Annotated in this window: 19 protein-coding genes and 1 pseudogene; 14 read left to right on the forward strand and 6 right to left on the reverse strand. The window is 69.7% G+C overall.

Features of this window, described 5'->3' with window-relative positions:
- The 8 genes and pseudogenes from F1599_RS25875 to F1599_RS15125 all read left to right on the forward strand — a co-directional run.
- A pseudogene (locus F1599_RS25875) lies at window positions 1-187 on the forward strand (hypothetical protein); the annotation flags it as partial.
- Between the two features lie 250 nt (window positions 188-437).
- Window positions 438-980, forward strand: coding sequence for an RDD family protein (locus F1599_RS15095; protein WP_395895976.1), 543 nt, complete (start codon window positions 438-440; stop codon window positions 978-980).
- On the forward strand, window positions 977-1,978 hold the full coding sequence (locus tag F1599_RS15100; RefSeq protein WP_150083615.1) for an esterase/lipase family protein: 1,002 nt from the start codon (window positions 977-979) through the stop codon (window positions 1,976-1,978). Before F1599_RS15095 ends, F1599_RS15100 begins: the two co-directional genes overlap by 4 nt.
- Window positions 1,979-2,244: 266 nt before the next feature.
- The gene (locus tag F1599_RS15105) at window positions 2,245-3,270 is read left to right on the forward strand and encodes a UDP-2,3-diacylglucosamine diphosphatase (protein ID WP_150083616.1); all 1,026 of its coding nucleotides are present in this window, start codon (window positions 2,245-2,247) and stop codon (window positions 3,268-3,270) included.
- A gap of 68 nt (window positions 3,271-3,338) precedes the next feature.
- Window positions 3,339-4,460, forward strand: a complete 1,122-nt coding sequence (locus F1599_RS15110) for a glycosyltransferase family 4 protein (RefSeq protein WP_149319400.1) — start codon at window positions 3,339-3,341, stop codon at window positions 4,458-4,460.
- The gene (locus F1599_RS15115; RefSeq protein WP_149319401.1) at window positions 4,381-4,860 is read left to right on the forward strand and encodes a diacylglycerol kinase; all 480 of its coding nucleotides are present in this window, start codon (window positions 4,381-4,383) and stop codon (window positions 4,858-4,860) included. The genes F1599_RS15110 and F1599_RS15115 overlap by 80 nt, the downstream gene beginning before the upstream one ends.
- Window positions 4,861-5,051: 191 nt before the next feature.
- A complete protein-coding gene (locus F1599_RS15120) occupies window positions 5,052-5,798 on the forward strand; it encodes a TetR/AcrR family transcriptional regulator (protein WP_149319402.1) in 747 nt (248 codons plus the stop codon).
- Window positions 5,795-6,379 (forward strand): LOG family protein, encoded by a 585-nt coding sequence (locus F1599_RS15125; protein WP_149319403.1) that lies wholly within the window; start codon window positions 5,795-5,797, stop codon window positions 6,377-6,379. Before F1599_RS15120 ends, F1599_RS15125 begins: the two co-directional genes overlap by 4 nt.
- A 99-nt stretch (window positions 6,380-6,478) precedes the next feature.
- On the opposite strand, the gene F1599_RS15130 is transcribed toward F1599_RS15125, so the two are convergent.
- The 5 genes from F1599_RS15130 to F1599_RS15160 all read right to left on the reverse strand — a co-directional run bounded on the left by F1599_RS15130 (window position 6,479) and on the right by F1599_RS15160 (window position 12,580).
- Entirely contained in the window at window positions 6,479-7,099 is a 621-nt protein-coding gene (locus F1599_RS15130) for a DUF924 family protein (RefSeq protein WP_150083618.1), read from the reverse strand.
- Between the two features lie 23 nt (window positions 7,100-7,122).
- Window positions 7,123-7,563 (reverse strand): group II truncated hemoglobin, encoded by a 441-nt coding sequence (locus tag F1599_RS15135; protein ID WP_223819663.1) that lies wholly within the window; start codon window positions 7,561-7,563, stop codon window positions 7,123-7,125.
- 216 nt (window positions 7,564-7,779) lie between these two features.
- A complete protein-coding gene (locus tag F1599_RS15145; RefSeq protein ID WP_395895966.1) occupies window positions 7,780-10,560 on the reverse strand; it encodes an ABC transporter permease in 2,781 nt (926 codons plus the stop codon).
- A 146-nt stretch (window positions 10,561-10,706) separates the two neighbouring features.
- A complete protein-coding gene (locus tag F1599_RS15155) occupies window positions 10,707-11,306 on the reverse strand; it encodes a DUF4126 domain-containing protein (RefSeq protein WP_149319405.1) in 600 nt (199 codons plus the stop codon).
- Window positions 11,307-11,488: 182 nt separating this feature from the next.
- Entirely contained in the window at window positions 11,489-12,580 is a 1,092-nt protein-coding gene (locus tag F1599_RS15160; protein ID WP_149319406.1) for a substrate-binding domain-containing protein, read from the reverse strand.
- A 165-nt stretch (window positions 12,581-12,745) separates the two neighbouring features.
- On the opposite strand from F1599_RS15160, the gene F1599_RS15165 reads away from it, so the two are divergent.
- Complete coding sequence (locus F1599_RS15165; protein ID WP_150083619.1) at window positions 12,746-13,657, forward strand: substrate-binding domain-containing protein; 912 nt, start codon at window positions 12,746-12,748, stop codon at window positions 13,655-13,657.
- Between the two features lie 42 nt (window positions 13,658-13,699).
- On the opposite strand, the gene F1599_RS15170 is transcribed toward F1599_RS15165, so the two are convergent.
- Window positions 13,700-14,650 carry a LysR substrate-binding domain-containing protein gene (locus F1599_RS15170; RefSeq protein WP_149319408.1) on the reverse strand — a complete coding sequence of 317 codons (951 nt, stop codon included), beginning with the start codon at window positions 14,648-14,650 and terminating at the stop codon, window positions 13,700-13,702.
- A 268-nt stretch (window positions 14,651-14,918) separates the two neighbouring features.
- Here F1599_RS15170 and xdhA point away from each other — a divergent pair, with 268 nt between their 5' ends.
- From xdhA to guaD, 5 genes are all read left to right on the forward strand, one after another.
- Complete coding sequence (gene xdhA, locus F1599_RS15175; RefSeq protein WP_150083621.1) at window positions 14,919-16,439, forward strand: xanthine dehydrogenase small subunit; 1,521 nt, start codon at window positions 14,919-14,921, stop codon at window positions 16,437-16,439.
- A gap of 17 nt (window positions 16,440-16,456) precedes the next feature.
- Window positions 16,457-18,862, forward strand: a complete 2,406-nt coding sequence (xdhB, locus tag F1599_RS15180) for a xanthine dehydrogenase molybdopterin binding subunit (protein WP_150083622.1) — start codon at window positions 16,457-16,459, stop codon at window positions 18,860-18,862.
- A gap of 30 nt (window positions 18,863-18,892) precedes the next feature.
- Window positions 18,893-19,987, forward strand: a complete 1,095-nt coding sequence (gene xdhC, locus F1599_RS15185) for a xanthine dehydrogenase accessory protein XdhC (RefSeq protein ID WP_150083633.1) — start codon at window positions 18,893-18,895, stop codon at window positions 19,985-19,987.
- A 60-nt stretch (window positions 19,988-20,047) separates the two neighbouring features.
- On the forward strand, window positions 20,048-21,103 hold the full coding sequence (locus F1599_RS15190; RefSeq protein WP_150083624.1) for an adenosine deaminase: 1,056 nt from the start codon (window positions 20,048-20,050) through the stop codon (window positions 21,101-21,103).
- A 69-nt stretch (window positions 21,104-21,172) separates the two neighbouring features.
- Window positions 21,173-22,495: a guanine deaminase gene (guaD, locus tag F1599_RS15195; RefSeq protein ID WP_150083625.1), complete on the forward strand. Its 1,323-nt coding sequence runs from the start codon at window positions 21,173-21,175 to the stop codon at window positions 22,493-22,495.
- Window positions 22,496-22,605: the final 110 nt, after the last annotated feature.

Here is a 22,605-nt window from a genome sequence, read left to right on the forward strand (position 1 = left end):
CGCTGCCGCGGTGCTCTCCGCCTCCGCGGCGCTGGTGCCGGGCGTCGCCCCGGCCAGTGGTGCCAACGTGGCGGCAGCCAGCGCGAGCGTCCCCGCCGACGCAGCCAGCGGCGCGGCGGCGGCCTCGGTGCCCGTCGCCGAAACCACGCCGCCCGCGACCACCGACACCTTCTCTCGCGGCAACTGATCCACCCACGTCGTCCGCCGCGGCCACGCGACGGCCCCCCACCGCTCCCGCTCCATCCCACGCACCGCCGCCGCGCCGCCCAATGCAGCGCACGGCGACGCGTTTGGCATAATGCCGCTGCCCATCACGCCGGCGCACCGCGTTCGTCCGCGCCTCGCCCCGACTCTGTCCATGCCAGCCCATGTCCGCCAAGCCCGCCACTGACGCCGCCGAACCCCGCACCGAGCCGACCGCCGCGCGGCAGGCTCCCATGCAGGCCGCGGCGCACGCCTCGATGCACGCCTCGAAGCAGCCCACGCCGGCGGCGCCCACCATCCGCCGCCGCGTCGCCTGCATGCTGTACGAAGGCGTGCTGCTGTTCGGGGTGCTGAGCGCCTCCACCGCGCTCTATCTGCTGGCCCGGCCGCTGCTGCGCGAACTGCGCGTCGATACGCCGCTGACCATGCAGCTGTGGAGCTTCCTGGTGATGGGCTTCTATTTCACCTGGTTCTGGCAGCGCACCGGCCAGACCCTGCCGATGCAGACCTGGCGCATCCGCGTCGAGGGCGCCGACGGCCAGCCGCTGCGCTGGCCGCGCGCGGCGCTGCGCTATCTGCTGGCCTGGCTGTGGCTGCCGCCGTCGGCGGCAGTCGGCCATGCGCTGGGCCTGGTCAAGGGGCCCTTCGTCGGCGTGCTGGCGTGCGGCCTGGCGATCTGGCTATTGCTGGCCTTCCTCGATCGGCGCCGCCAGTTCCTGCACGACCGCCTGGCCGGCTCGCGGCTGGTCGACCTGCGGCCGCCGCGCCAGCCATGAAACTGACCGCCACCGCGGTGCGCCGCATCGCCGTGGCGATGCAGCTCGGCGGTGCGTACGGCGTCGCGCTCGCGCTGGTGCGGCTGGCCGGCTGGAGCTGGCCGGCGGCGCTGGCCGGCGGCATCGCCACGGTGCTGGTGCTGTTCGCGCTGTCGGTGGCGATGGCCTTCGCGATCTCGGTGGGCGGCACCGGTGCGTTCGGCGCCGGCATGCCGACGCTGCCGCCAGCGCTGCAGGCGCATCGCGCCGCCGCGCGCCTCGGTCCGGGGCGGGCCCTGCTCTGCTATCTGCGCGAATGCATCGCGGTGTTCCGCATGTTCAACTGGCTGCAGCCCTTCCGCCATCGCCAGCCGCTGGTACCAGCGACGCCGGATGCCGCGGCGGTGCGCCCGCCGGTGCTGCTGGTGCACGGCTACGGCTGCAATCGCGCGGTCTGGCTCGACCTGCAGCCGGCGCTGGCGGCGGCCGGCTATCGCTGCGAGGCGATCGACCTCGAGCCGATGCTGGCCGATATCGACGACTATGGCGACGCGCTGCTGGCCGCGATCGAGACGCTGAACCGCAGCGCCGGCAGCGCCCCGCTGCTGCTGTGCCACAGCATGGGCGGACTCGCCGCCCGCGCGGCGCTGGCCCGCGCCCGCCGCGAGGGACGCCCGGCCGCCTGCGCGGGCATCGTCACGCTCGGCACGCCGCATCACGGCTGCACGCTGGCCAGCATCGGCAGCGGCGCCAATGCGCGCCAGATGCGCTGCGGCAACGACTGGCTGCAGGCGCTCGCGCGCAGCGAAAGCCCGCGCGATCGCGCCGCGATGGTGTCGATCTTCAGCTGGCACGATTCGATCGCCGGCCCGGCCGAAACCAGCTGGCTCGACGGCGCCCACAACGTCGCGCTGGCCGGCATCGGCCATGTCTCGCTGCTGCGCGACCCGCGCGCGTTCGACGCGGTGCTGTCGGCGCTGGACCGGCTCGCGCACGCCGCGGCTCCGGCCGCTTCCTGAGCGGTCTCGCCCTGATCGGTCGCTTCCTGAGCGGCCAACTTCTGACCGATCGATTTCCGTGGGCATCGCCGCTCGCCCCCCGTCGACCGCGGACCGCGGACCGCTTACCGCTTACCGCTTACCGCTGATCGCTGATCGCTGATCGCTAACGGCCGACGGCGAACCGCCGACCGCCTTTACGGTCGGTCACATGTCATTCATGTTTCCGTCATGGCGCCGTCATCGATGGCTGGCTCAATGCAGTCATCGCCGTCACCGGGGCCGCCATGGTCAGTGCACTCCGTTCCGCCCGGGCACATCTGGCCCGCGCCGCGCAGCGACTGCGCGGACGCTCCGACCCGATGCTGCCGCTGGCCGCCATTCCCGGCATGCCAGCCGCCTTCATGCCGCCCGGCCTGGACCGTGCGCCGACCACCGCCTTCCCCGCCGATACCGACCGCCTGAACCACCAGGACCGGCGCGACCCGGTTCCGGCCTCCGTCCCCTCCGCAGATCCGCCTGAAGTCGAGCGCTACCGCGCGATCTGGCTGTCAGACATCCATCTGGGCACGCCGGGCTGCCAGGCCGACTACCTGCTCGACTTCCTCAAGCACAACGAGTCCGACACGCTGTACCTGGTCGGCGACATCATCGACGGCTGGCAGCTGCGGCGCGGCTGGTACTGGCCGCAGAGCCACAACGACGTCGTGCAGAAGCTGCTGCGCAAGGCGCGCAAGGGCACCGAGGTCATCTACGTACCCGGCAACCACGACGAGGTCGCGCGCCAGTTCGACGGCCTGGCCTTCGGCGATGTGGTGGTGCGCGAGGAAGCGGTGCACGTGACCGCGACCGGCCGGCGCCTGTGGGTCGTGCATGGCGACCTGTTCGACGGCGTGGTGCAGCACGCGCGCTGGCTCGCCTATCTGGGCGACACGCTCTACACGCTGATCCTCGCGCTGAACCGGCATTTCAACCGCATCCGCGCGCGGCTGGGCTTTCCCTACTGGTCGCTGTCGCAATACCTGAAGCACCAGGTCAAGAACGCGGTCAACTACATCAGCTCGTTCGAACACGCGATGGTCGAGGAAGCGCGCCGGCGCGGCTGCGACGGCGTGGTCTGCGGCCATATCCACAAGGCCGAGATCCGCGAGGTCGACGGCCAGCTCTACTGCAACGACGGCGACTGGGTCGAAAGCCTGTCGGCGCTGGTCGAGACCATGGAGGGCGAGCTGAAGATCGTCTACTGGACCACGCTGCGCGACCCTGCGCAGCCCGTCGCGCGCCGCATGCGCAAGAGCGCGGCGACGGTGTAGCGCCGCGCCGCATGCCGATCGATCGCTGCTGGGCAACCGATACCGCGGCGCCGCCGCAAGGACACACCATGAAAATCCTGATCGTCACCGATGCCTGGGAACCGCAGGTCAACGGCGTGGTTCGCACGCTGAAGTCGACCCGCCGCGAGCTGCAGGCGATGGGCCATACCGTCGAGCTGCTGACGCCGCTCGAATTCCGCACGGTGCCCTGCCCGACCTACCCCGAGATCCGCCTGTCGCTGCTGCCCGGCGCGGCGGTGCGCCGGCGCATCCGCGAGTTCGCGCCGGACGCGTTGCATATCGCCACCGAGGGCCCGCTCGGCCTCGCTGCGCGCCGTCACGCGGTGCGCCAGAAGCTCCCGTTCACCACCGCGTATCACACCCGCTTTCCGGAATACGTGCAGGCGCGCTTCGGCATTCCGCTGGCCTGGACCTACCGCTTCCTGCGCTGGTTCCACGGTCCCGCGCAGGCGGTGATGGCGCCGACGCCGGTGGTGCTGCAGGACCTGCACCGCTTCGGCATCGAGCATGCGGTGCTGTGGACGCGCGGCGTCGATCTCGATGTGTTCGTGCCGCAGTCGGTCAACGTGCTGAACACCGCCCACCCGATCTTTCTCTACGTCGGCCGCGTCGCGGTCGAGAAGAACGTCGAGGCCTTCCTCGCGCTGGATCTGCCCGGCTCGAAGTGGGTCGTCGGTGACGGCCCCGCGCTGCCGGCGCTGCGGGCGCGCTATCCGAACGCCAATTACCTGGGCGTGCTGAGCCAGCCCGAGCTTGCCAAGGTGTATGCTTCGGCCGATGTCTTCGTGTTCCCGAGCCGCACCGATACCTTTGGCCTGGTGCTGCTCGAAGCGCTGGCCAGCGGCCTGCCGGTCGCGGCCTATCCGGTCACCGGTCCGATCGATGTGCTGGGCGACAGCGACGCCGGCGTGATGCACGAGGATTTGCGCGAGGCCTGCCTCGAAGCGCTGCGCATCGACCGTGCCACCGCACGCGCGCACGCCGAACGCTTTTCGTGGCGCGCCGCGTCCGAACAGTTCCTCGCGCATCTGCGACCGCTGCACGGCATGCCGAACGGCCACGGCCAGACCGCGCGCCCCCGACAAGATCATGGCGAAACCCCCTCTTCCCTCCGACAACTCCGTGCCGAAGCCGACCTTGCCCCGCGAGAACGGCGACTACACGATTGAAGACAACCCCCACAAGGGCAACCGCGGCATCGCCCGCGCCTGGCGAGCCGCGGTCAATTCGCTGTCGGGCCTGCGCTATGCGGTGCTCGAGGAAAGCGCGTTCCGGCAGGAGCTGACGCTGGTCGCGGTGCTGACGCCGCTGGCCTTCCTGCTGCCCGTGACCGTGGTCGAGCGGATCCTGCTGCTGGGCACGCTGCTGCTGGTGCTGATCGTCGAGCTGCTCAATTCGAGCGTCGAGGCCGCGGTCGACCGCATCTCGCTGGAGCGGCACGGGCTGTCCAAGCGCGCCAAGGATTTCGGCAGCGCGGCGGTGATGCTGGCGCTGGTGCTGTGCGGCGGCACCTGGCTGGCGATCGCCGCCCCGCATGTGGTGGGCTGGCTGCGCGCGCTGATCGGCTGATCGGCTGATCGGCTGATCGGCTGATCGGCTGAGCAGCTGACCGGCTGGGCGGCTGGGCGGCTGAGTGGACCGCAGCGGCATGGTGCCGTGGGGCCGCCTGCGATGCCATTGCATATAATCGCAGTCCGTCCATTCGCAGCGCGCCGGTCCGTCCGTTTGCGGCCCGCGCCTGTCCTAGCTTGCCCGGCCTCATGGAATCCAAACCCCAGACCGGTCCCCGCCGCACGCGGGACCGCATCCTCGATGTCTCGCTGCGCCTGTTCAACGAGGTCGGCGAGCCCAACGTGACCACCACCACCATCGCCGAGGCGATGGACATCAGCCCCGGCAACCTGTACTACCACTTCCGCAACAAGGACGACATCATCACGTCGATCTTCGCGCGCTTCGAGCAGGAAATGGAGCGCCGGCTGAAGCTGCCGGACGACCACAAGCCGACGCTCGGCGAAAGCTGGGGCTATCTGCAGTACATGTCCGAGTTCCTGTGGAACTATCGCTTCCTGTACCGGGACATCAACGACCTCCTGGCCCGCAACCGGATGCTGGAGACCAACTTCAAGCGCATCGTCGAGCAGAAGAAGCGCTTCGCGCAGGAGATCTGCCGCCAGTTCCTCGACGACGGCGAGATGGAAGCCACGCCCGAGCAGGTCGACGCGATCTGCACCAACATCGTCGTGGTGGCGACCTACTGGCTGTCGTTCCAGTTCGTGCAGCACCCGCGCCAGTACAACGATCCCGAGCAGATCCGCGGCTACCTGCACAGCGCCAGCTACCACATCTTCTCGATCCTCGCGCCCTATCTGCGCGGCAACGCGCGCCAGGCCTTCGATCAGCTCGCGCGCGAGTTCGCCGCCGGCAAGGCGCAGGCGGAGCCATCGGGCAAGGCCGGTGCGCCGTCGCCCTCCCACCCCAAACCACGACAGGAAGGAAAGCAGTGAAATCGGTTTGCGTCTATTGCGGTTCGAGCCCCGGCAATCGCCCGGAATACGCGCAGGCGGCGCGCGCGATGGGCCGCGCGCTGGCCGACAAGGGCCTGGCGCTGGTCTACGGCGGTGGCAAGGTGGGCCTGATGGGGATGGTCGCCGATGCGGTGCTCGAACACGGTGGCACCGCGATCGGCATCATTCCCGAGGCGCTGATGCACAAGGAGATCGGCCACGCCGGTCTGACCGAGCTGCACGTCGTGCGCAACATGCACGAGCGCAAGCAGATGATGGCCGACCGCGCCGACGCCTTCGTCGCGATGCCCGGCGGCATCGGCACCTACGAGGAACTGTTCGAGACCTTCACCTGGCTGCAGCTGGGCTATCACGCCAAGCCGGTCGGCGTGCTCAATGTCGCGGGCTTCTATGACGGCATGCTCGGCTTCCTGCGCCATGCGGTGGGCGAAGGCTTCCTGAAGCCGGAACATGCCGGCCTGCTGCGCGTGGCCGACACCCCGGACGGCATCATCGAGTCGCTGGCCAACGTGCCGCAGCTGCGCGTCGACAAGTGGCAGCAGGCGCGGGACAAGACCTGAACGCCGTTTCGGTTTCGCCAGCGGGCGCGTAACGACGCGCGCTGCGTATTAGCGTCAGGACTTCGGAACTTCGAAACTTCAGAACGCCAGAATCGGAACTCAGAACGAGGATCCCGGCTGCCGCAGGAAGGCCACTTCCTCGTCGGTACTGGGCCGGCCCAGCACCGCATTGCGATGCGGGAAGCGGCCGAAGCGTTCGATTACCACGCGGTGCCGCTCGGCCCATTCGACGACATCGACCCGCCCCGCGGTGTCCTCGCGCAGCGCGGTCATCAGCTCGACCGCCGCGTGCTGGGCGTCCAGCGCTTCGGCATGCTCGAACGGCATATAGCAGAACATGCGGTGATACGGCGTCGGCAGGCAGCGATCGTCGCCGCGCTCGACCATCCCCCGGGCCAGCGCCAGCGCCTGCGCATCGGTGGCAAAGCTGCGCGGATCGCCGCGGAACATGTTGCGCGGGAACTGGTCAAGCAGCACGATGCGCGCGCAGACGGTTTCCGGCGCCACTTCGGCGGTGTTCTCGACGAACGACGACCAGCCATCGGTGCCCGCATGCGCGGCTTCCCATGCGGGCAAAAATTCTTCCCGCACGCGCGCATCGAAGGCCTCGCTGCGGGTGAACCACATCGCCCCCTCGCGATCCCAGTCGGCCGAGTCGGGCGTGCCGAACCAGAACGCCAGGATGCGGGCGGCGAGGTTGTTGTGATTGATGTGGTCCATCGTTTCTCCTTGCTGCCGTCGTATCACCGCGCCACGTTGCGCATCCAGTCGGCCGTCTGGAACAGCGCCTGCAGCAGCCGCATCTGCAGATCCTCGGACAGGCCCACGTCCTGCATCGCCATCGCCATGCAGCGCATCCACTGGTCGCGCTCGCTGATGCCGATCTCGAACGGCAGATGGCGCGCGCGCAGGCGCGGATGGCCGAAGCGTTCGATGAAATGGTTGGGACCGCCCAGCCAGCCGCACAGGAACCAGAACAGCTTGTCGCGCGAGCCGTCCAGCGAGGGCGGATGCAGCGCGCGCAGGCCGGCGAACTCCGGCTCCAGGTCCATCAGGTCATAGAAGCGGTCGACCAGCTCGCGCACGCGCGCCTCGCCGCCGATCAGATCGTAGGCGGTGGGCTGTGGGGTCTGCTCGTCGGCAGCGTTGGGGGTGTCGGCAGTCTGCCGGGATACGTCGGACATTGCGGTTCGAATCAACGGAGTCGGTTTGCCGGCGATGGCGCCGCTTCATGGCCTTCGAGCCCTCCGAGCCCTCCGAGCCCTTCGAGCCCTCCGAGCCCTCCGAGCCCTCCGAGCCCTCCGAGCCCTCCGAGCCCTCCGAGCCCTTCGAGCCCTCCGAGCCCTCCGAGCCCTCCGAGCCCTCCGAGCCCTCTGAGCCCTGTCAGCCCTGTCAGCCCTTCAAGCCTCGCGCAGCGTCGCGAGTGCCGGCTGGCGCAGCACGTCGCGCAGGCCCAGCCAGCCGCCGGCAAAAGCGCACAGCATGCCAGAAACCACGCCGACCGGCACGATCCACGGATTGAGCACATAGGAGAAGTCGAACACGAAGCGCGACAGCGCCCAGCCGACCGCGATCGCGCCGATGCTGGCCAGCAGCCCGGCCAGCCCGCCGACCACCAGGAATTCGGCGTACTGCGTCTGCTTGATGGTCGCCGCCGAGGCGCCCAGCGCCTTCAGCAGCCCGGCGTCGCGACGGCGTTCGTCGCGCGCGCCCGCCAGCGCGGCATACAGCACGGTCACGCCGGCCGCCAGCGTGAAAGCGAACAGGAACTGCACCGCCGCAATGACCTGATCCAGCACGCCCTGCACCTGCCGCAGGATCAGCTCGGTATTGACGATCGTGATGTTGGGAAAGCGCGCGCTCAGCGCATTGCCGAGCGACGCCTGCTGGGGCTTCAGGTGGAAGGCGGTGATATAGGTCTCCGGCAGCCCCTGCATCATCGACGGCGGCAGGATCACGAAGAAATTGACCCGCATCGAGCTCCAGTCGAGCTTGCGCAGCGAGGTCACCGGCGCCTCGATCTGCTGGCCCGCCACGTCGAAGCGCAACGTATCGCCCAGCTTCACGCCCAGCGTCCTGGCGATGCCCTCCTCCATCGACGCCTCGGGCCGCTTGCCGTCGAACCAGCGGCCCGCCACCACGCGGTTGCCCTCGGGCAGCGCATCGGTATAGGACAGGTTGAATTCGCGCTCGACCAGATTGCGCGCGCGGCCCTCCTCGTAGCGCGAGGCCTGCACCGGCTCGCCGCCGATATGCGTCAGCCGGCCGCGCACCATCGGATAGAGCAGATCGTCGATGCCGTCGCGCGCCAGCATCTGCCGCAGCGGCTCGCGCTGGTCCGGCTGGATATTGATGATGAAGCGGTTGGGCGCGTCGGCCGGAGTGGCGTTGCGCCACGAATCGATCAGGTCGTTGCGCGTCATGCCGAGCAGCAGCAGCGCCATCAGGCCGACCGCCAGCGCCACGGTCTGCAGCACCGTGACCGCGCGGCGGCGTTCCAGCACGGCCAGCGCGAAGCGCCATCCCACCGCACGTCCGGCCGCCTTGCCGCCGACCAGGCGCCCGCGCACCAGCCGCGCCAGCAGCGTCAGCAGGCCCAGCGCCAGCAGCGCGAACACCACGCCGGCGCCGGCAAAGCCGCCCGCGGTCAGCAGGCCGAGCTTGAGGTCGCGCGCGGCCACCAGCAGCAGCGAGACGAAGGCGCCCAGGCCCAGCGCATAGGCGATCCACACCGAGATCGGCGGCATGCCGACGTCGCGGCGCAGCACGCGCAGCGGCGCGACCCGCGTCAGCGCCAGCAGCGGCGGCAAGGCAAAGCCGATCAGCAGCACCAGCCCGGACAGCAGGCCGATCACCGCCGGCAGCGCGGACGGCTGCGGCAGCGACACGGTCAGCAGGTTGCCGAGCGACAGCAGCAACCCGTAATGGCCGAGATAGCCGAGCACGACGCCCAGCGCCGCGCCGAGCACGCCGACCAGCAGGAATTCAAGCCCGAAGGCCAGCAGGATCTCCCTGCGCGACAGCCCCAGGCACTTGTAGATGGCGCAGGCGTCGGTATGGCGCTGCATATAGCGGCGCGCCGACATCGCGATCGCCACCGCGGCGATCATCGACGACAGCACCGCGACCAGCGACAGGAAGCGCTCGGCCCGGTCCAGCGTCGCCCGCATCTGCGGCTGGCCCGAGTCCAGCGACTCGACGCGGGTATTGCGCAGCCCACGCCGTTCGATCTCCCCCTCCGCCCACTGGCGATAGGCCACGCCGGCCGCCTCCGGCCCCGCCACCAGCAGCCGGTAGCTGACGCGGCTGCCCCAGCCGATCAGGCCGGTCGCCTCGAGATCGGACAGCGGCAGCATCACGCGCGGCGCAAAGTTCATGAAGCCGCCGCCTCGGTCGAGCTCCTGCGTGATGATCCGTTCGATGCGGAAGCTGCGGCTGCCCAGCCGCAGCGTGTCGCCGACCTGCACGCCGAGCCCGCCGAGCAGGGCCTCGTCGACCCATACCGTGCCGGGCGCCGGGATGCCACCGGCCGGCTCGCCGGGAGCGCCGGGCGCGGTGGCGGTCTTCAGCGTGCCGCGCAAGGGGTAGCCGGGGCTGACGGCTTTCAGCGCGGCGAGCTGGCTGGCCGGTGCATCGGCCTCGGCCGGCGCGGCGCCCTCGGCCGTGGCGGCGCCGGGCTGGGCGGCATTTCCGTTGTCCGCGCGCCCGGCACCGTTCGCGCCATTGGCGATCTGCCCGGTGGCGCCGTTGGTGGCGGCCTTGGTGGCGCCGTCGGTGGCACCGGCCGTGGTGCCGCTCGCAGCGCCGCCCGGGCTCGCCACGGTCGCCATGCTCGGAAAGGTCACCGTCTGCGCGACGGTCAGGCCCTGTGCCGCCGCCTGCGCCGCAAAGGCCGGATCGAAGGGCTGGTCGGCGACCAGCAGCACGTCGGCGCCGATCAGTTGGCGGGCGTCGCGCTCCAGCCCCTGCCGCATCCGGTCGGACAGGAAGCCGACGCTGGCCAGCGCGGCCACCGCCAGCACCAGCGCGAACAGCAGCAACGTCAACTCGCCGGCGCGCCAGTCGCGCCGCGCCATCCGCCACGCCTGCGCCCAGGGCGAGAAACGGGTCCGGGCATGGGGAACGGCGACGGGGCGTACTAGCGCAGGGGCGGCGGAGTCCGCGGCGGAATCGGTCGGCATGATGTCGTGGTCGGGTATTCGGTGTTCGGCGTATTCGAGTGTTTCGGCGTATTCGGCGTATTCGGCGGGTACTCGGGGTATTCGGCGGATATTCCGGATATTCGCCTTGCTGGCGCGGATGGCGCCGGCGATGGCGCCGTTCCCGGTCAGTACGCGGCGGGCGGCCCGCCCTTGCGGGTCAGCGCGCCATGCAGCTTGCGCACGCCGCGCCACAGCTTGGGCAGCAGCCACAACGCGAGCAGCAGGCTGATCGCCAGCAGCACGAAGAACAGCACCGGCAGGAAGAACGCCAGCAGCAGGCTGCCGGTGGCGGTCACATCCTCGGTGAATGAGGCCGCCCAATTCGAAAAGGGTTCCGGCGACACATTGATCAGCGCGCGGGTGCCGGCCTTGGCCGCGTGCGCGGTGCCGGCCAGCGTGCCGCCGATCAGGCCGGCGATCACCATCCACTGCGGATCGAGATTGCCGAAGGCGGCGGCCGCCAGGATCGCGCCGGCGGGAATGCGGACGAAGGTATGGAAGCCGTCCCAGACCGAATCGAAGCCCGGCACCTTGTCGGCGATGAACTCGGCCAGCGCCAGCACCGCGGCCACACCGATCACCCAGTTGGACGCCAGCGGCTGCAAACCCGCCGGCAGATCGAGCCAGCCCATGCGGGCCAGCACGCCGGCGGCCAGCACGGCCAGATAGAGACGAAAGCCGCTGGCCCAGGACATGCCCGCGGCCAGCGCGGCGGTTTCCAGCATCGGGACGCCCTCGCAGAGTCGCGGCCGGCGGCGCCGGCCATGGGCGCAGTGTAATACGGGCCTGATCCGCGCCCCTCCGGGCCCGTCCTGGCCTGCCCGGCGCGGCTCGCGCCAAGGCTCAACCCTGCTCCCCTCTCCCGCCTGGCGGGAAAGGGAGAAGACCAATGGTCTGTGAGCTGCCCCTACTCCCGCCCGTCCACCCCGTACCAGGGCAGCACCTGCTCTGGTGCCAGCAGGCCGCGCTGCTCGGCCAGAGCATAGCCCGGCAGCGCGGTGATGCGGGCGCCGATCGCCGGATCGGCCAGCAGCGCCAGCAGCGCGTGGGCCCACGGCGCGAACTGGTCGGCCTTGCGCAGCGCCAGATAGTAGACCTCGCGCGTCAGCGGCACGAAGGCCAGCCCGTGCGCCTCGGCGTTGACGCGCAGGCCGAAGCCGACCTCGGCGCGGCCGGCATGCACGGCCTCGGCGACCTTTTCGTTGCTGAACTCGGGCTGGTCGTAGCCGGCGACCTGGTCGGCATACAGGCCCTGCGCCGCCAGCAGCTGGTCGAACAGCAGCCGCGTGCCCGAGCTGCGCTGCCGGTTGACGAAGCGCGCCTGCGTGCGCACCAGGTCGCGCAGTTCCCGGATCTCGCGCGCCCGCGACGGCGCGACGATCAGGCCCTGCTCGCGCGAGGCCACGGGGATCAGCCGCACCGCGGACGGGCGCAGCCATTTGCGCAGCGTCACGTGCGCGACCGATCCGGCGGTCTGGATCGGCGCGACATAGAAGCCCGCCAGCTCGGCCTGCCGCTCGTGCAGGCAGATCAGGCCCTCGACGCTGCCGCAGAACACGGTATCGAGCTGCAGGCCCTCGGGCTGCTCCTTCAGCGCCGCCGCCAGCACCTCCATCGCCGGGTCGTGGCTGCCGGAGAAATGGATGCGCGTCTGCGGCCGGGCGGCATCGTCCAGCTCCGCGGCGAATTCGGCCAGCGCCTTGCGCACCGCCGGATCGACCGCCTCGCGCAGCTTGACCTCGGCCCGCAGCAGGCGCTCGCCGAAGCGGGTCAGCGAGGCGCCGCGGCCGCGTTCCATATCGAGCATGCTGCGCCCGAGCAGCGCCTCCCAGTCGCGCATCACGCCCCAGGCATGCCGGTACGACAGCCCGACCTTGGCGGCGGCGCGATGCAACGAACCGGTCTCGCGCACCGCCTGCAGCAGCAGGAACACCTTGCCGTTGGCACGCGGGTTGTCGTCCGTCGATACCACCGGAAACAGTTCGAAATGGAATGTCATATGTTCCGCTGTTCTTATTTACTTTGTTCTTGGAGTGCCGAGACAATCATGGCGCCCGTACAAGCTTGCGCAGATTAGCGGAAGCTTCGGATGTCGCGCATTGTCACCGAAGCGGATGGGCGCATGCAATTATGTTCAGATAAACATAACAAGAGGAATTCCGACATGCCGTTTGCCCGTCCGGGTCGCCACTCCGCCTCATCCGGCCTGACCGTCCCCTCCCACCCATTTCGCCCATTCCGCCCATTCCGCGCCGGCCGCGCTCTGCCGCGCCTGGCCGCCGCCCTGCTGTCCGCCGCCGCGCTGCTCGGCACCGGCGCCGCCTTCGGCGGCGAACTGAAGCTGGCGACCACCACCAGCACCGAAAACTCCGGCCTGCTGAAGACGCTGTTGCCGCGCTTCGAGCGCGACACCGGCGTCACGGTCAAGGTGATCGCGGTCGGTTCGGGCAAGGCGATGAAGATGGGCGAGATGGGCGACGTCGACGTGCTGCTGGTGCACGCGCGCAAGATGGAAGACGCCTTCGTCGCGGCGGGCCACGGCATCGACCGGCGCGACGTGATGTACAACGACTTCATCGTGGTCGGCCCGGCGGCGGACCCGGCCAGAATTGCGGGCAGCAAGGACGTGATTGCCGGCTTTCGCAAGATCGCCGCCAGCGGTGCCAGGTTCATCTCGCGCGGCGACAACTCGGGCACCGACCTGATGGAGAAGTCGTACTGGAAGGCGGCCGGCATCGAGCCCAAGGGCCAGTCCTGGTACGTCAACGCCGGGCTCGGCATGGGCGAGGTGCTGACGATGGCGGCGCAGATGCCCGGCTACACGCTGTCCGATCGCGCCACCTACGGCGCCTATCGCGCCAAGACGGGCCTGGCGATCGCGGTGCAGGGCGATCCGAAGATGTTCAACCCCTACGGCATCATCGCGGTCAATCCGGCCCGGCATCCCGGCATCAACTACGCCGATGCGCGCAAGCTGATCGAGTGGATCACCTCGAAGGCCGGGCAGGACGCCATCGCCAGCTACAAGGTCGACGGCGAGCAGCTGTTCTTCCCGAGCTACAAGACCGGCTCCTGAGCGCCAATCCCCGGCCTGCGCCGGCGGCCGCCGCGTTCCTCGTCAGGGCTCGGCCGCCATCTCCAGCCGCGGCAGCAGCGGCAGGTCGGCCGCGACCTCGGCGATCATCCGGCGCAGCCACAGCACGTCCGGCGCGGCGTGGCAGCGCTCGTGCCATAGCTGGTAGAAGCGCATGCGCGGGAACGACACCGGCGCCGGCACCATCCGGATCGGCAGGTATTGCGCATAGTGCGCGGCGAACTGCCGGCCGGTGGTAAAGACCATGTCGGTCTTCATCAACACATAGGGCACCAGCCCGAAATACGGCAGCGTGACCTGGATGCGGCGCTTGTAGCCCTGCTCCGCCAGCGCCTGGTCGATCATGCTCCGCTGCATCGACGCATACGGCGCCGGCGCCAGATGCGGCATCTCCAGGTAGTGCTTCAGCGACAGCCCCTTCTTCGCCAGCGGATGCTGGGCGCCGAGCATGCAGACCACCTCGTCCTCGAACAGCGGCGAGATATGCAGATGCTCGGGCGGCGACAGCCAGTTGCCGATTACGATGTCGAGCTTGCCCTGCTCGAGCTCCTCCAGAAAGTCCGTGGCGCTGGTCAGCGGATGGACGAACAGCTTCGCGCCCGGCGCCAGCCGGCGCACCCGCTCGACGATATTGGGCAGGAAGAAGGCGTCCAGATAATCGGGCGCGCCCAGATGGAAGGTGCGGTCGGTGGTGGCCGGATCGAACTGCTGCGGCGGCCGCGCGATGCGGTCCATCGCCGCCAGGCTCTGTTCGGCCAGTTCCAGCAGCTCGCGGCCGCGTTCGGTCGGCACCATGCCGCTCTTGCCGCGCACCAGGATCGCGTCGCCGGTGATCTCGCGCAGCCGCTTGAGCGTATTGCTGATGGCCGGCTGCGATTGCCCCATCCGCACCGCCGTGCGCGTGACGCTCTGCTCGGTCAGCAGGGTATGCAATACCCGAAGCAGATAGGTGTCCAGATGGTCGCGTCCGTGCATGGTGAATTCGTCCGGCCTGATAAGCCTGCGGGCCGGTGGCGTGGGGATAAGGATCGGCGCATAGTGTATGCCAGTCACCCTGGCAGCGGTCAATTCGGCGCAAACCCGCGGAATCCCCGCAAATCTGTGCACTGCAGCGCAGTCGCGGGGCGCGGCGGCGAGGCCCGCGGGCGGCGTGCGCGTCATGATGGGGCATATCACCTGGGCCGAATATTGCTACTCGGCGCGAGTGCTATGTTTGTCCCCATCGCAAGGAGATAAAACGACCATGGAGACACAACCCATCCGCTTCTACCATCGCGGCCAGGTTCAGCAGGTCACCGATGCCCCGATCACCCGCACCGTGCTGCAATACCTGCGCGAGGACGCGCGTTGCACCGGCACCAAGGAAGGCTGCGCCGAAGGCGACTGCGGCGCCTGCACCGTGGTGATCGGCGAACTGCAGCAGGATGGCGAACTGAGCTTCAAGGCCGTCAACTCCTGCATCCAGTTCCTGCCCACGCTCGACGGCAAGGCGCTGATCACGGTCGAGGACCTGCGCCAGGCCGACGGCTCGCTGCATCCGGTGCAGGAAGCGATGGTCGAATGCCACGGCTCGCAATGCGGCTTCTGCACGCCGGGCTTCGTGATGTCGCTGTGGGCGCTGTACCAGCAGCACCAGCCGGGCGGACCCGCGCCGGACCGCCAGACCATCTGCGACGCGCTGACCGGCAACCTGTGCCGCTGCACCGGCTACCGCCCGATCATCGAGGCGGGCCAGCGCATGATGTCGCTGCCCGCCCCGCACGCCAGCCGGCTCGAGCCGAAGGCGATCGCCACCGCGCTGCGCACGCTGATGCGCGAGGACACCTTCCACTATCGCGACCCGTCGGGCGCCGTCTTCCATGCGCCGCGCACCGCGTCGGCCTTCGCCGCGCTGAAGGCGGCGGAGCCGTCGGCCCGCATCCTGGCCGGCAGCACCGACGTGGGGCTGTGGGTCACCAAGCAGTTCCGCGAGCTGGGCAATCTGCTCTATGTGGGCCAGGTCGAGGACCTGCAGCAGGTCGTCGAGCACGACGGCGTCATCGAGATCGGCGCCGCCGTCTCGCTGGAGCGGGCCTACGCCGCGCTGACCGACGCCCATCCCGAGCTGGAAGAGCTGTGGAAACGCTTCGCCTCGCTGCCGATCCGCAACGCCGGCACGCTCGGCGGCAATATCGCCAACGGCTCGCCGATCGGCGACTCGATGCCGGCGCTGATCGCGCTCGGCGCCGAGGTCGTGCTGCAGCATCGCGACACGCGCCGCACGCTGCCGCTCGAGGACCTGTACCTGGCCTACCAGAAGACCGCGATGGCCGAGGGCGAGTTCGTCGCGGCGCTGCGCGTGCCGGTGTCCGGGCCCCAGCACTTCCGTACCTACAAGCTGTCCAAACGTTTTGACGAGGACATTTCCGCGGTCTGCGCCGCCTTCGGCATCACCGTCGCCGACGGCGTGGTGCGCCAGGCCCGCATCGCCTTCGGCGGCATGGCGGCCACGCCCAAGCGCGCGGCCCAGGCCGAAGCCGCGCTGCTCGGCCAGCGCTGGGACGAAGCCACCGTCAAGGGCGCGATGGCCGCGCTGTCGCGGGACTACACGCCGCTGACCGACATGCGCGCCACCGCCGAATACCGCGCGCGCGGCGCCGCGAATCTGCTGTACCGCTTCTGGCTGGAGACGCGCGACGATGCGCTGCCGGCCGCGGCCGTCAACGTACGGGCGCCGGGCGCGGGCAGCGTGCCCGCCTCCGCGGCCACCGCGGCCACCGTTTAAGAAGAGGAGCGATCGGCATGAACAAGCAAACCGAGGCCTTCCTGCTCGACACCGGTGCCGCCGACGGCGGTGCCCCCGCGACGGCGGACTTCAGCGGCCGCGACCTCGCCGCGCATATCGCCGCCGAGGCGCCGCCGCAGATCGGCGTGTCGCGCCCGCACGAGTCCGCGCATCTGCATGTGGCCGGCACGGCGACCTATACCGACGACATCCCCGAACTCGCCGGCACGCTGCACGCCGCGCTCGGCATGAGCGCCCGCGCCCATGCCCGCATCCGCTCGATCGCGCTCGACAAGGTGCGCGCCGCGCCCGGCGTCGTCGCGGTGCTGACCGCGAAGGACATCCCCGGCGTCAATGACTGCGGCCCGATCATCCACGACGATCCGATCCTGGCGAGCGACACGGTGCAGTTCGTCGGCCAGCCGATCTTCGTCGTGGTGGCCTCCTCGCACGATGCCGCGCGCCGCGCGGCGCGCCTGGCCGCGATCGATTACGAAGACCTGCCGCCGATCCTGTCGCCGCAAGCCGCGCACGAGGCCGGCAGCTACGTGCTCCCGCCCATGCATCTGGAGCGCGGCCAGCCGCGCGAGCATCTGGGCAAGGCCGCGCATCGCGACAAGGGCCATATCCGCCTCGGCGGCCAGGAGCAGTTCTATCTGGAAGGCCAGATCGCCTATGCGGTGCCGAAGGAAAACGACGGCATGCACGTCTGGTGTTCGACCCAGCATCCGACCGAGATGCAGCACGCGGTCGCCCACGTGCTGGGCTGGCAGGTGCACCAGGTGCTGGTCGAATGCCGGCGCATGGGCGGCGGCTTCGGCGGCAAGGAATCGCAGTCCGCGCTGTTCGCCTGCTGCGCGGCGCTGGCCGCGTGGAAGCTGATGTGCCCGGTCAAGCTGCGTCCGGACCGCGACGACGACATGATGATCACCGGCAAGCGCCACGACTTCGTGTTCGACTACGAGGTCGGCCACGACCCGCAGGGCCGCATCGAGGCGGTCGCGGTGGAAATGGTGTCGCGCGCCGGCTTCTCGGCCGACCTGTCGGGCCCGGTGATGACCCGCGCGATCTGCCATTTCGACAACGCCTACTGGCTGCCGCACGTGCAGATCGACGGCTACTGCGGCAAGACCAACACGCAGAGCAATACCGCCTTCCGCGGCTTCGGCGGACCGCAGGGCGCGTTCGCGATGGAGTACATCCTCGACAATATCGCGCGTACCGTGGGCCGCGATGCCCTCGACGTGCGCCGCGACAACCTGTACGGCAAGACCGAGCGCAACGTGACGCCCTACGGCCAGACCGTCGAGGACAACGTCATCCACGAACTGCTCGACCAGCTCGAGGCCAGCAGCGACTACCGCGCCCGGCGCGAGGCCACGCGGGCGTTCAACGCGGCCAGCCCGGTGCTGAAGAAGGGCATCGCGATCACGCCGGTCAAGTTCGGCATCTCGTTCAACGTCGCCCACTTCAACCAGGCGGGCGCGCTGGTGCACGTCTATAACGACGGTTCGGTGCTGGTCAATCACGGCGGCACCGAGATGGGCCAAGGGCTGAACACCAAGGTGGCGATGGTGGTCGCGCATGAACTGGGCATCCGGCTCGAACGCGTGCGCGTGACCGCGACCGACACCAGCAAGGTCGCCAACACCTCGGCGACGGCCGCCTCGACCGGCACCGACCTGAACGGCAAGGCCGCGCAGGACGCGGCGCGCCAGATCCGCGAGCGGCTGGCCGCCTTCGCCGCGCGCCAGGCCGGCGTCGATCCGTCCACCGTGCGCTTCGGCGACGACCTGGTGGTGGCCGGCGAGCTGCGCCTGCGCTTCGACGAGCTGGCGCGCCAGGCCTATGTGGCCCGCGTGCAGCTGTGGTCAGACGGTTTCTACGCGACGCCCAAACTGCATTGGGACCAGAGCAAGCTGCAGGGCCGGCCGTTCTACTACTACGCCTACGGCGCCGCCTGCTCCGAAGTGCTGGTCGACACGCTGACCGGGGAATTCCGGCTGCTGCGCGCCGACGTGCTGCACGACGTCGGCCGCTCGCTGAATCCGGCAATCGATATCGGCCAGGTCGAAGGCGGCTTCATCCAGGGCATGGGCTGGCTGACCACCGAGGAGCTGTGGTGGAACAAGGACGGCAAGCTGATGACGCATGCGCCGTCGACCTACAAGATCCCGACCGTCAACGACTGCCCCGAAGTGTTCAACGTGCGGCTGTTCGAGAACCGCAACGCCGAGGACAGCATCCACCGCTCGAAGGCGGTCGGCGAGCCGCCGCTGCTGCTGCCGTTCTCGGTGTTCTTCGCGATCCGCGATGCCGTTGCCAGCCTGGGCGGCTACCGCATCAACCCGCCGCTCGATGCGCCGGCGACCGCCGAGGCGATCCTGAACGCGGCCGATGCCGTGCGTCAGGCGGCTGCCTGAGTGGCGCCAGGCGAAACATTGAACGCGATCATGCAGGACGCCCCGCTCAAGCCCTTCCGCTTCGCCGACGCCGCCGCGCTGGTGCGCGCCGGCGTGCCGGTGGCGATGGTCACCATCGTCGAGGTCAAGGGCTCCGCGCCGCGCGAGCCCGGCATCCGCATGCTGGTGACCGGCGACGACCTGATCGGCACCATCGGCGGCGGCCATCTGGAATGGCGTGGCATGGCGATCGCGCGCGAGATGCTCGATGCGGCCGCGCGCGGCGAGGCCTCCTCGGTCGCACCCGATGCCACGCGCCGCGTCGTGCGGATTCCGCTCGGGCCCGCGCTGGGCCAGTGCTGCGGCGGCGTAGTGCAGCTCGGCTTCGAGCGGCTGGGACCGGCCGATCTGGAATGGCTGGACGCGGTGGAGGCGGCCTTCGCCGCGCGCCGCACCGTGACGCGCACGGTGCCGGCCGCCGGCCCGGTCCGTCATGCCATCGACCGCACGCCGTTGCCGACGCTGCCCGCCGTCACGCTGCACGAGGACGGCAGCTGGACCGACCTGCTGGCGCCGGACGAGATGCACGTGGTGCTGTTCGGTGCCGGCCACGTCGGCCATGCGCTGGTCAAGGTGCTCGGCACGCTGCCGTGCACGGTGCATTGGGTCGACGAGCGCGACACGCTGTTTCCGGGCGGCCTGCCCGGCAACGTGGTGGCCGAGGCCACCGACACGGCCGAGGCGGTGGTCGACCACGCGCCGCCCGGCAGCTACTTCCTGGTGATGACGCACAGCCACGCGCTGGACCAGGCGCTGTGCGAACGGATCCTGCGGCGCACCGACTTCGCGTACTTCGGGCTGATCGGCTCGAAGACCAAGCGGGCCCGCTTCGAACACCGGATGGTCGAGCATGGCATCGACCCGGCCGCCTTTACGCGGATGACCTGCCCGATCGGCGTCGCGGGCATCACCGACAAGGCTCCGGCTATGATTGCAGTTGCCATCGTCGCCCAGCTGCTGCAAGTGCGCGACCAGCGCCTGGCCGCGCTGCGCTCCGACGCACCGGCCATGCAGCGGGACGGCGGGCAACCGGGCGAGCGCGCCAGCGAAAGCGACAGCAACAGCGGCGGCCCCGCCCACCGGTAACCGCGCCGGCCCTCTGCTCGACCAAGAGCAGCATGCCGGCATAGCAAAAAAGGATCCCCCATGACGCTCGACGCCGCGCTCGCGGAACGCATCCGCCGCACTCCCAAGGCCGAACTGCATGTGCACATCGAAGGAACGCTCGAGCCCGAGCTGATCTTCCGGCTGGCGCAGCGCAACCAGGTCAAGCTGCCCTACTCCAGCGTCGAGGCGCTGCGCGCCGCCTATGCGTTCACGGACCTGCAGTCCTTCCTCGACATCTACTATGCCGGCGCCAGCGTGCTGCTGACCGAGGAAGACTTCTTCGACATGACGATGGCGTACGTCGAGCGCGCCGTCGCCGACAACGTGCGCCACGCGGAAATCTTCTTCGATCCGCAGACGCATACCGCGCGAGGCGTGGACATCGAGATCGTGATCGACGGCATCGCGGACGCGCTCGCGCAGGCCCGGACACAGTACGACTTCTCCAGCAGCATGATCCTCTGCTTCCTGCGGCATCTGTCGGAGGAAGACGCGTTCGCCACGCTGGAAGCCGCGCTGCCCTATCGCGACCGCTTCGTCGGCGTCGGCCTCGATTCGTCGGAGCGCGGCAATCCGCCCGAGAAGTTCGCGCGGGTGTTCGCCCGCGCGCGCGAGCTGGGCCTGCATCGCGTGGCCCATGCCGGCGAGGAAGGCCCGGCCGATTATGTCCGCGACGCGCTCGACATCCTGCAGGTCGAGCGGATCGACCACGGCGTGCGCGCGATCGACGATCCGGCGCTGGTCGAGCGGCTGGCGCGCGAGCGCATCGCGCTGACGGTCTGCCCGCTGTCGAACCAGAAGCTCAAGGTCTATCCGGACCTGCGCGACCATTCGCTGAAGAAGCTGCTCGACGCCGGCGTCGCGGTGACGATCCATTCGGACGACCCGGCCTATTTCGGCGGCTATATGAACGCCAACTGGGAAGCGACCTTCGAGGCGTTGCCGCTCGATGCCGCCGACGCGCACCGCCTCGCACGCAACAGTTTCGAGGCGAGCTTCCTGCGGCCGGCCCTGAAGGCCGAATACCTGACCGAGGTCGACCGCTTCTGGCAATCGGCCAGTCCCCCGGAGCCGGCGCGCACTGCGACGGCTTGATGCCGTTGCGGCCGTGACCGGCGCAACATCGGCCGGCGCCTGCGCGCCGGTCCCCTTGACCCCACGACCATGAACCAGACCACCAGCTCCTCTTCCCCGACCGGTACCACCCGCGCCATCCGCGGCCGCGTGCTGCATTTCCAGCGCGACCCGCAATTCCATGATGACGCGTATCAGTATTGGGAAGACGGTGTGCTGCTGGTCGCCGACGGCCGCATCGCCGCGGCCGGCCCCTACGCCGAGCTGGCGCCGTCGATCGCCCCCGGCACCGAGGTGATCGACCATCGCGGCAAGCTGATCGTGCCGGGCTTTATCGATACGCACGTGCACTACCCGCAGACCGACATGATCGCGTCGCCGTCGCCGGGCCTGCTGCACTGGCTGGACACGTACACGTTCCCCGAGGAGCGCCGCTTCGCCGAGCCCGAATACGCCGCCGCGGTGGCCAGCTTCTTCGCCGACGAGCTGCTGCGCAACGGCACCACCAGCGCGCTGGTCTGGAGCACCGTGCATGCGACCTCGGCTGACGCGCTGTTCGCCGAGAGCCATCGCCGCAATCTGCGGCTGGCGACGGGCAAGGTGCTGATGGACCGCCATTGCCCGGACTTCCTGCGCGACACCGCCGAGTCCGGCGCGCGCGAATCGGCCGACCTGCTGTCGCGCTGGCATGGCAAGGGGCGGCTGTCCTATGCGATCACGCCGCGCTTCGCGCCGACCTCGACGGAGGCGCAGCTGGCAGCCTGCGGCGAGCTGGCGCGCGCCTACCCCGACGCGCTGATCCAGACCCACGTGGCCGAGAACCGCGACGAGGTCAAATGGGTCGCCGAGCTGTTCCCGCAGGCGCGCAGCTATCTGGACGTCTACGATCGATACGGCCTGCTGCGCCCGGGCGCGTTCTACGGCCATGCGATCCATCTGGATGACGACGATCGCCGCCGGCTCGCCGATACCGGCGCGGCCGTGGCGCACTGCCCGACCTCGAACCTGTTCCTCGGCAGTGGCCTGTACGACTTCCACCAGTCGGACGCGCATCGGCTCAATCTGACGCTGGCCACCGACGTCGGCGGCGGCACCTCGTTCTCGATGCTGCGCACGATGAACGCCGCGCACAAGGTCGCCCGGATGGGCGGCTACCACCTGACCGCGCTGCGGATGTTCTACCTTGCCACGCGCGCGCCGGCCGATGCGCTGGGCTGGGGCGACCGCGTCGGCAGCTTCGCGCCGGGCAACGAGGCCGACTTCATCGTGCTCGACCCCGACGCCACGCCGCTGCTGGGCCGCCGCAGCGCGCGCTCGGAAACGCTCGAGGAGCAGCTGTTCGCGTTTGCGATGCTGGGCGACGATCGGGTGATCGACAGCGTCTACGTGATGGGCGAGCGGGCGGGCGTCTAAGCGCCTCGCCAGCCCCGAACGGCGCCGGACAGGCCGCGCAGGCGGTCCGGCGCCGTGGCTTGACCGCGGTCAAGGCGGTTGTCATCGATCTGCATTACGCTGGCCCGCGC

It is taken from the genome of Cupriavidus cauae, assembly GCF_008632125.1.
GTDB lineage: Bacteria > Pseudomonadota > Gammaproteobacteria > Burkholderiales > Burkholderiaceae > Cupriavidus > Cupriavidus cauae.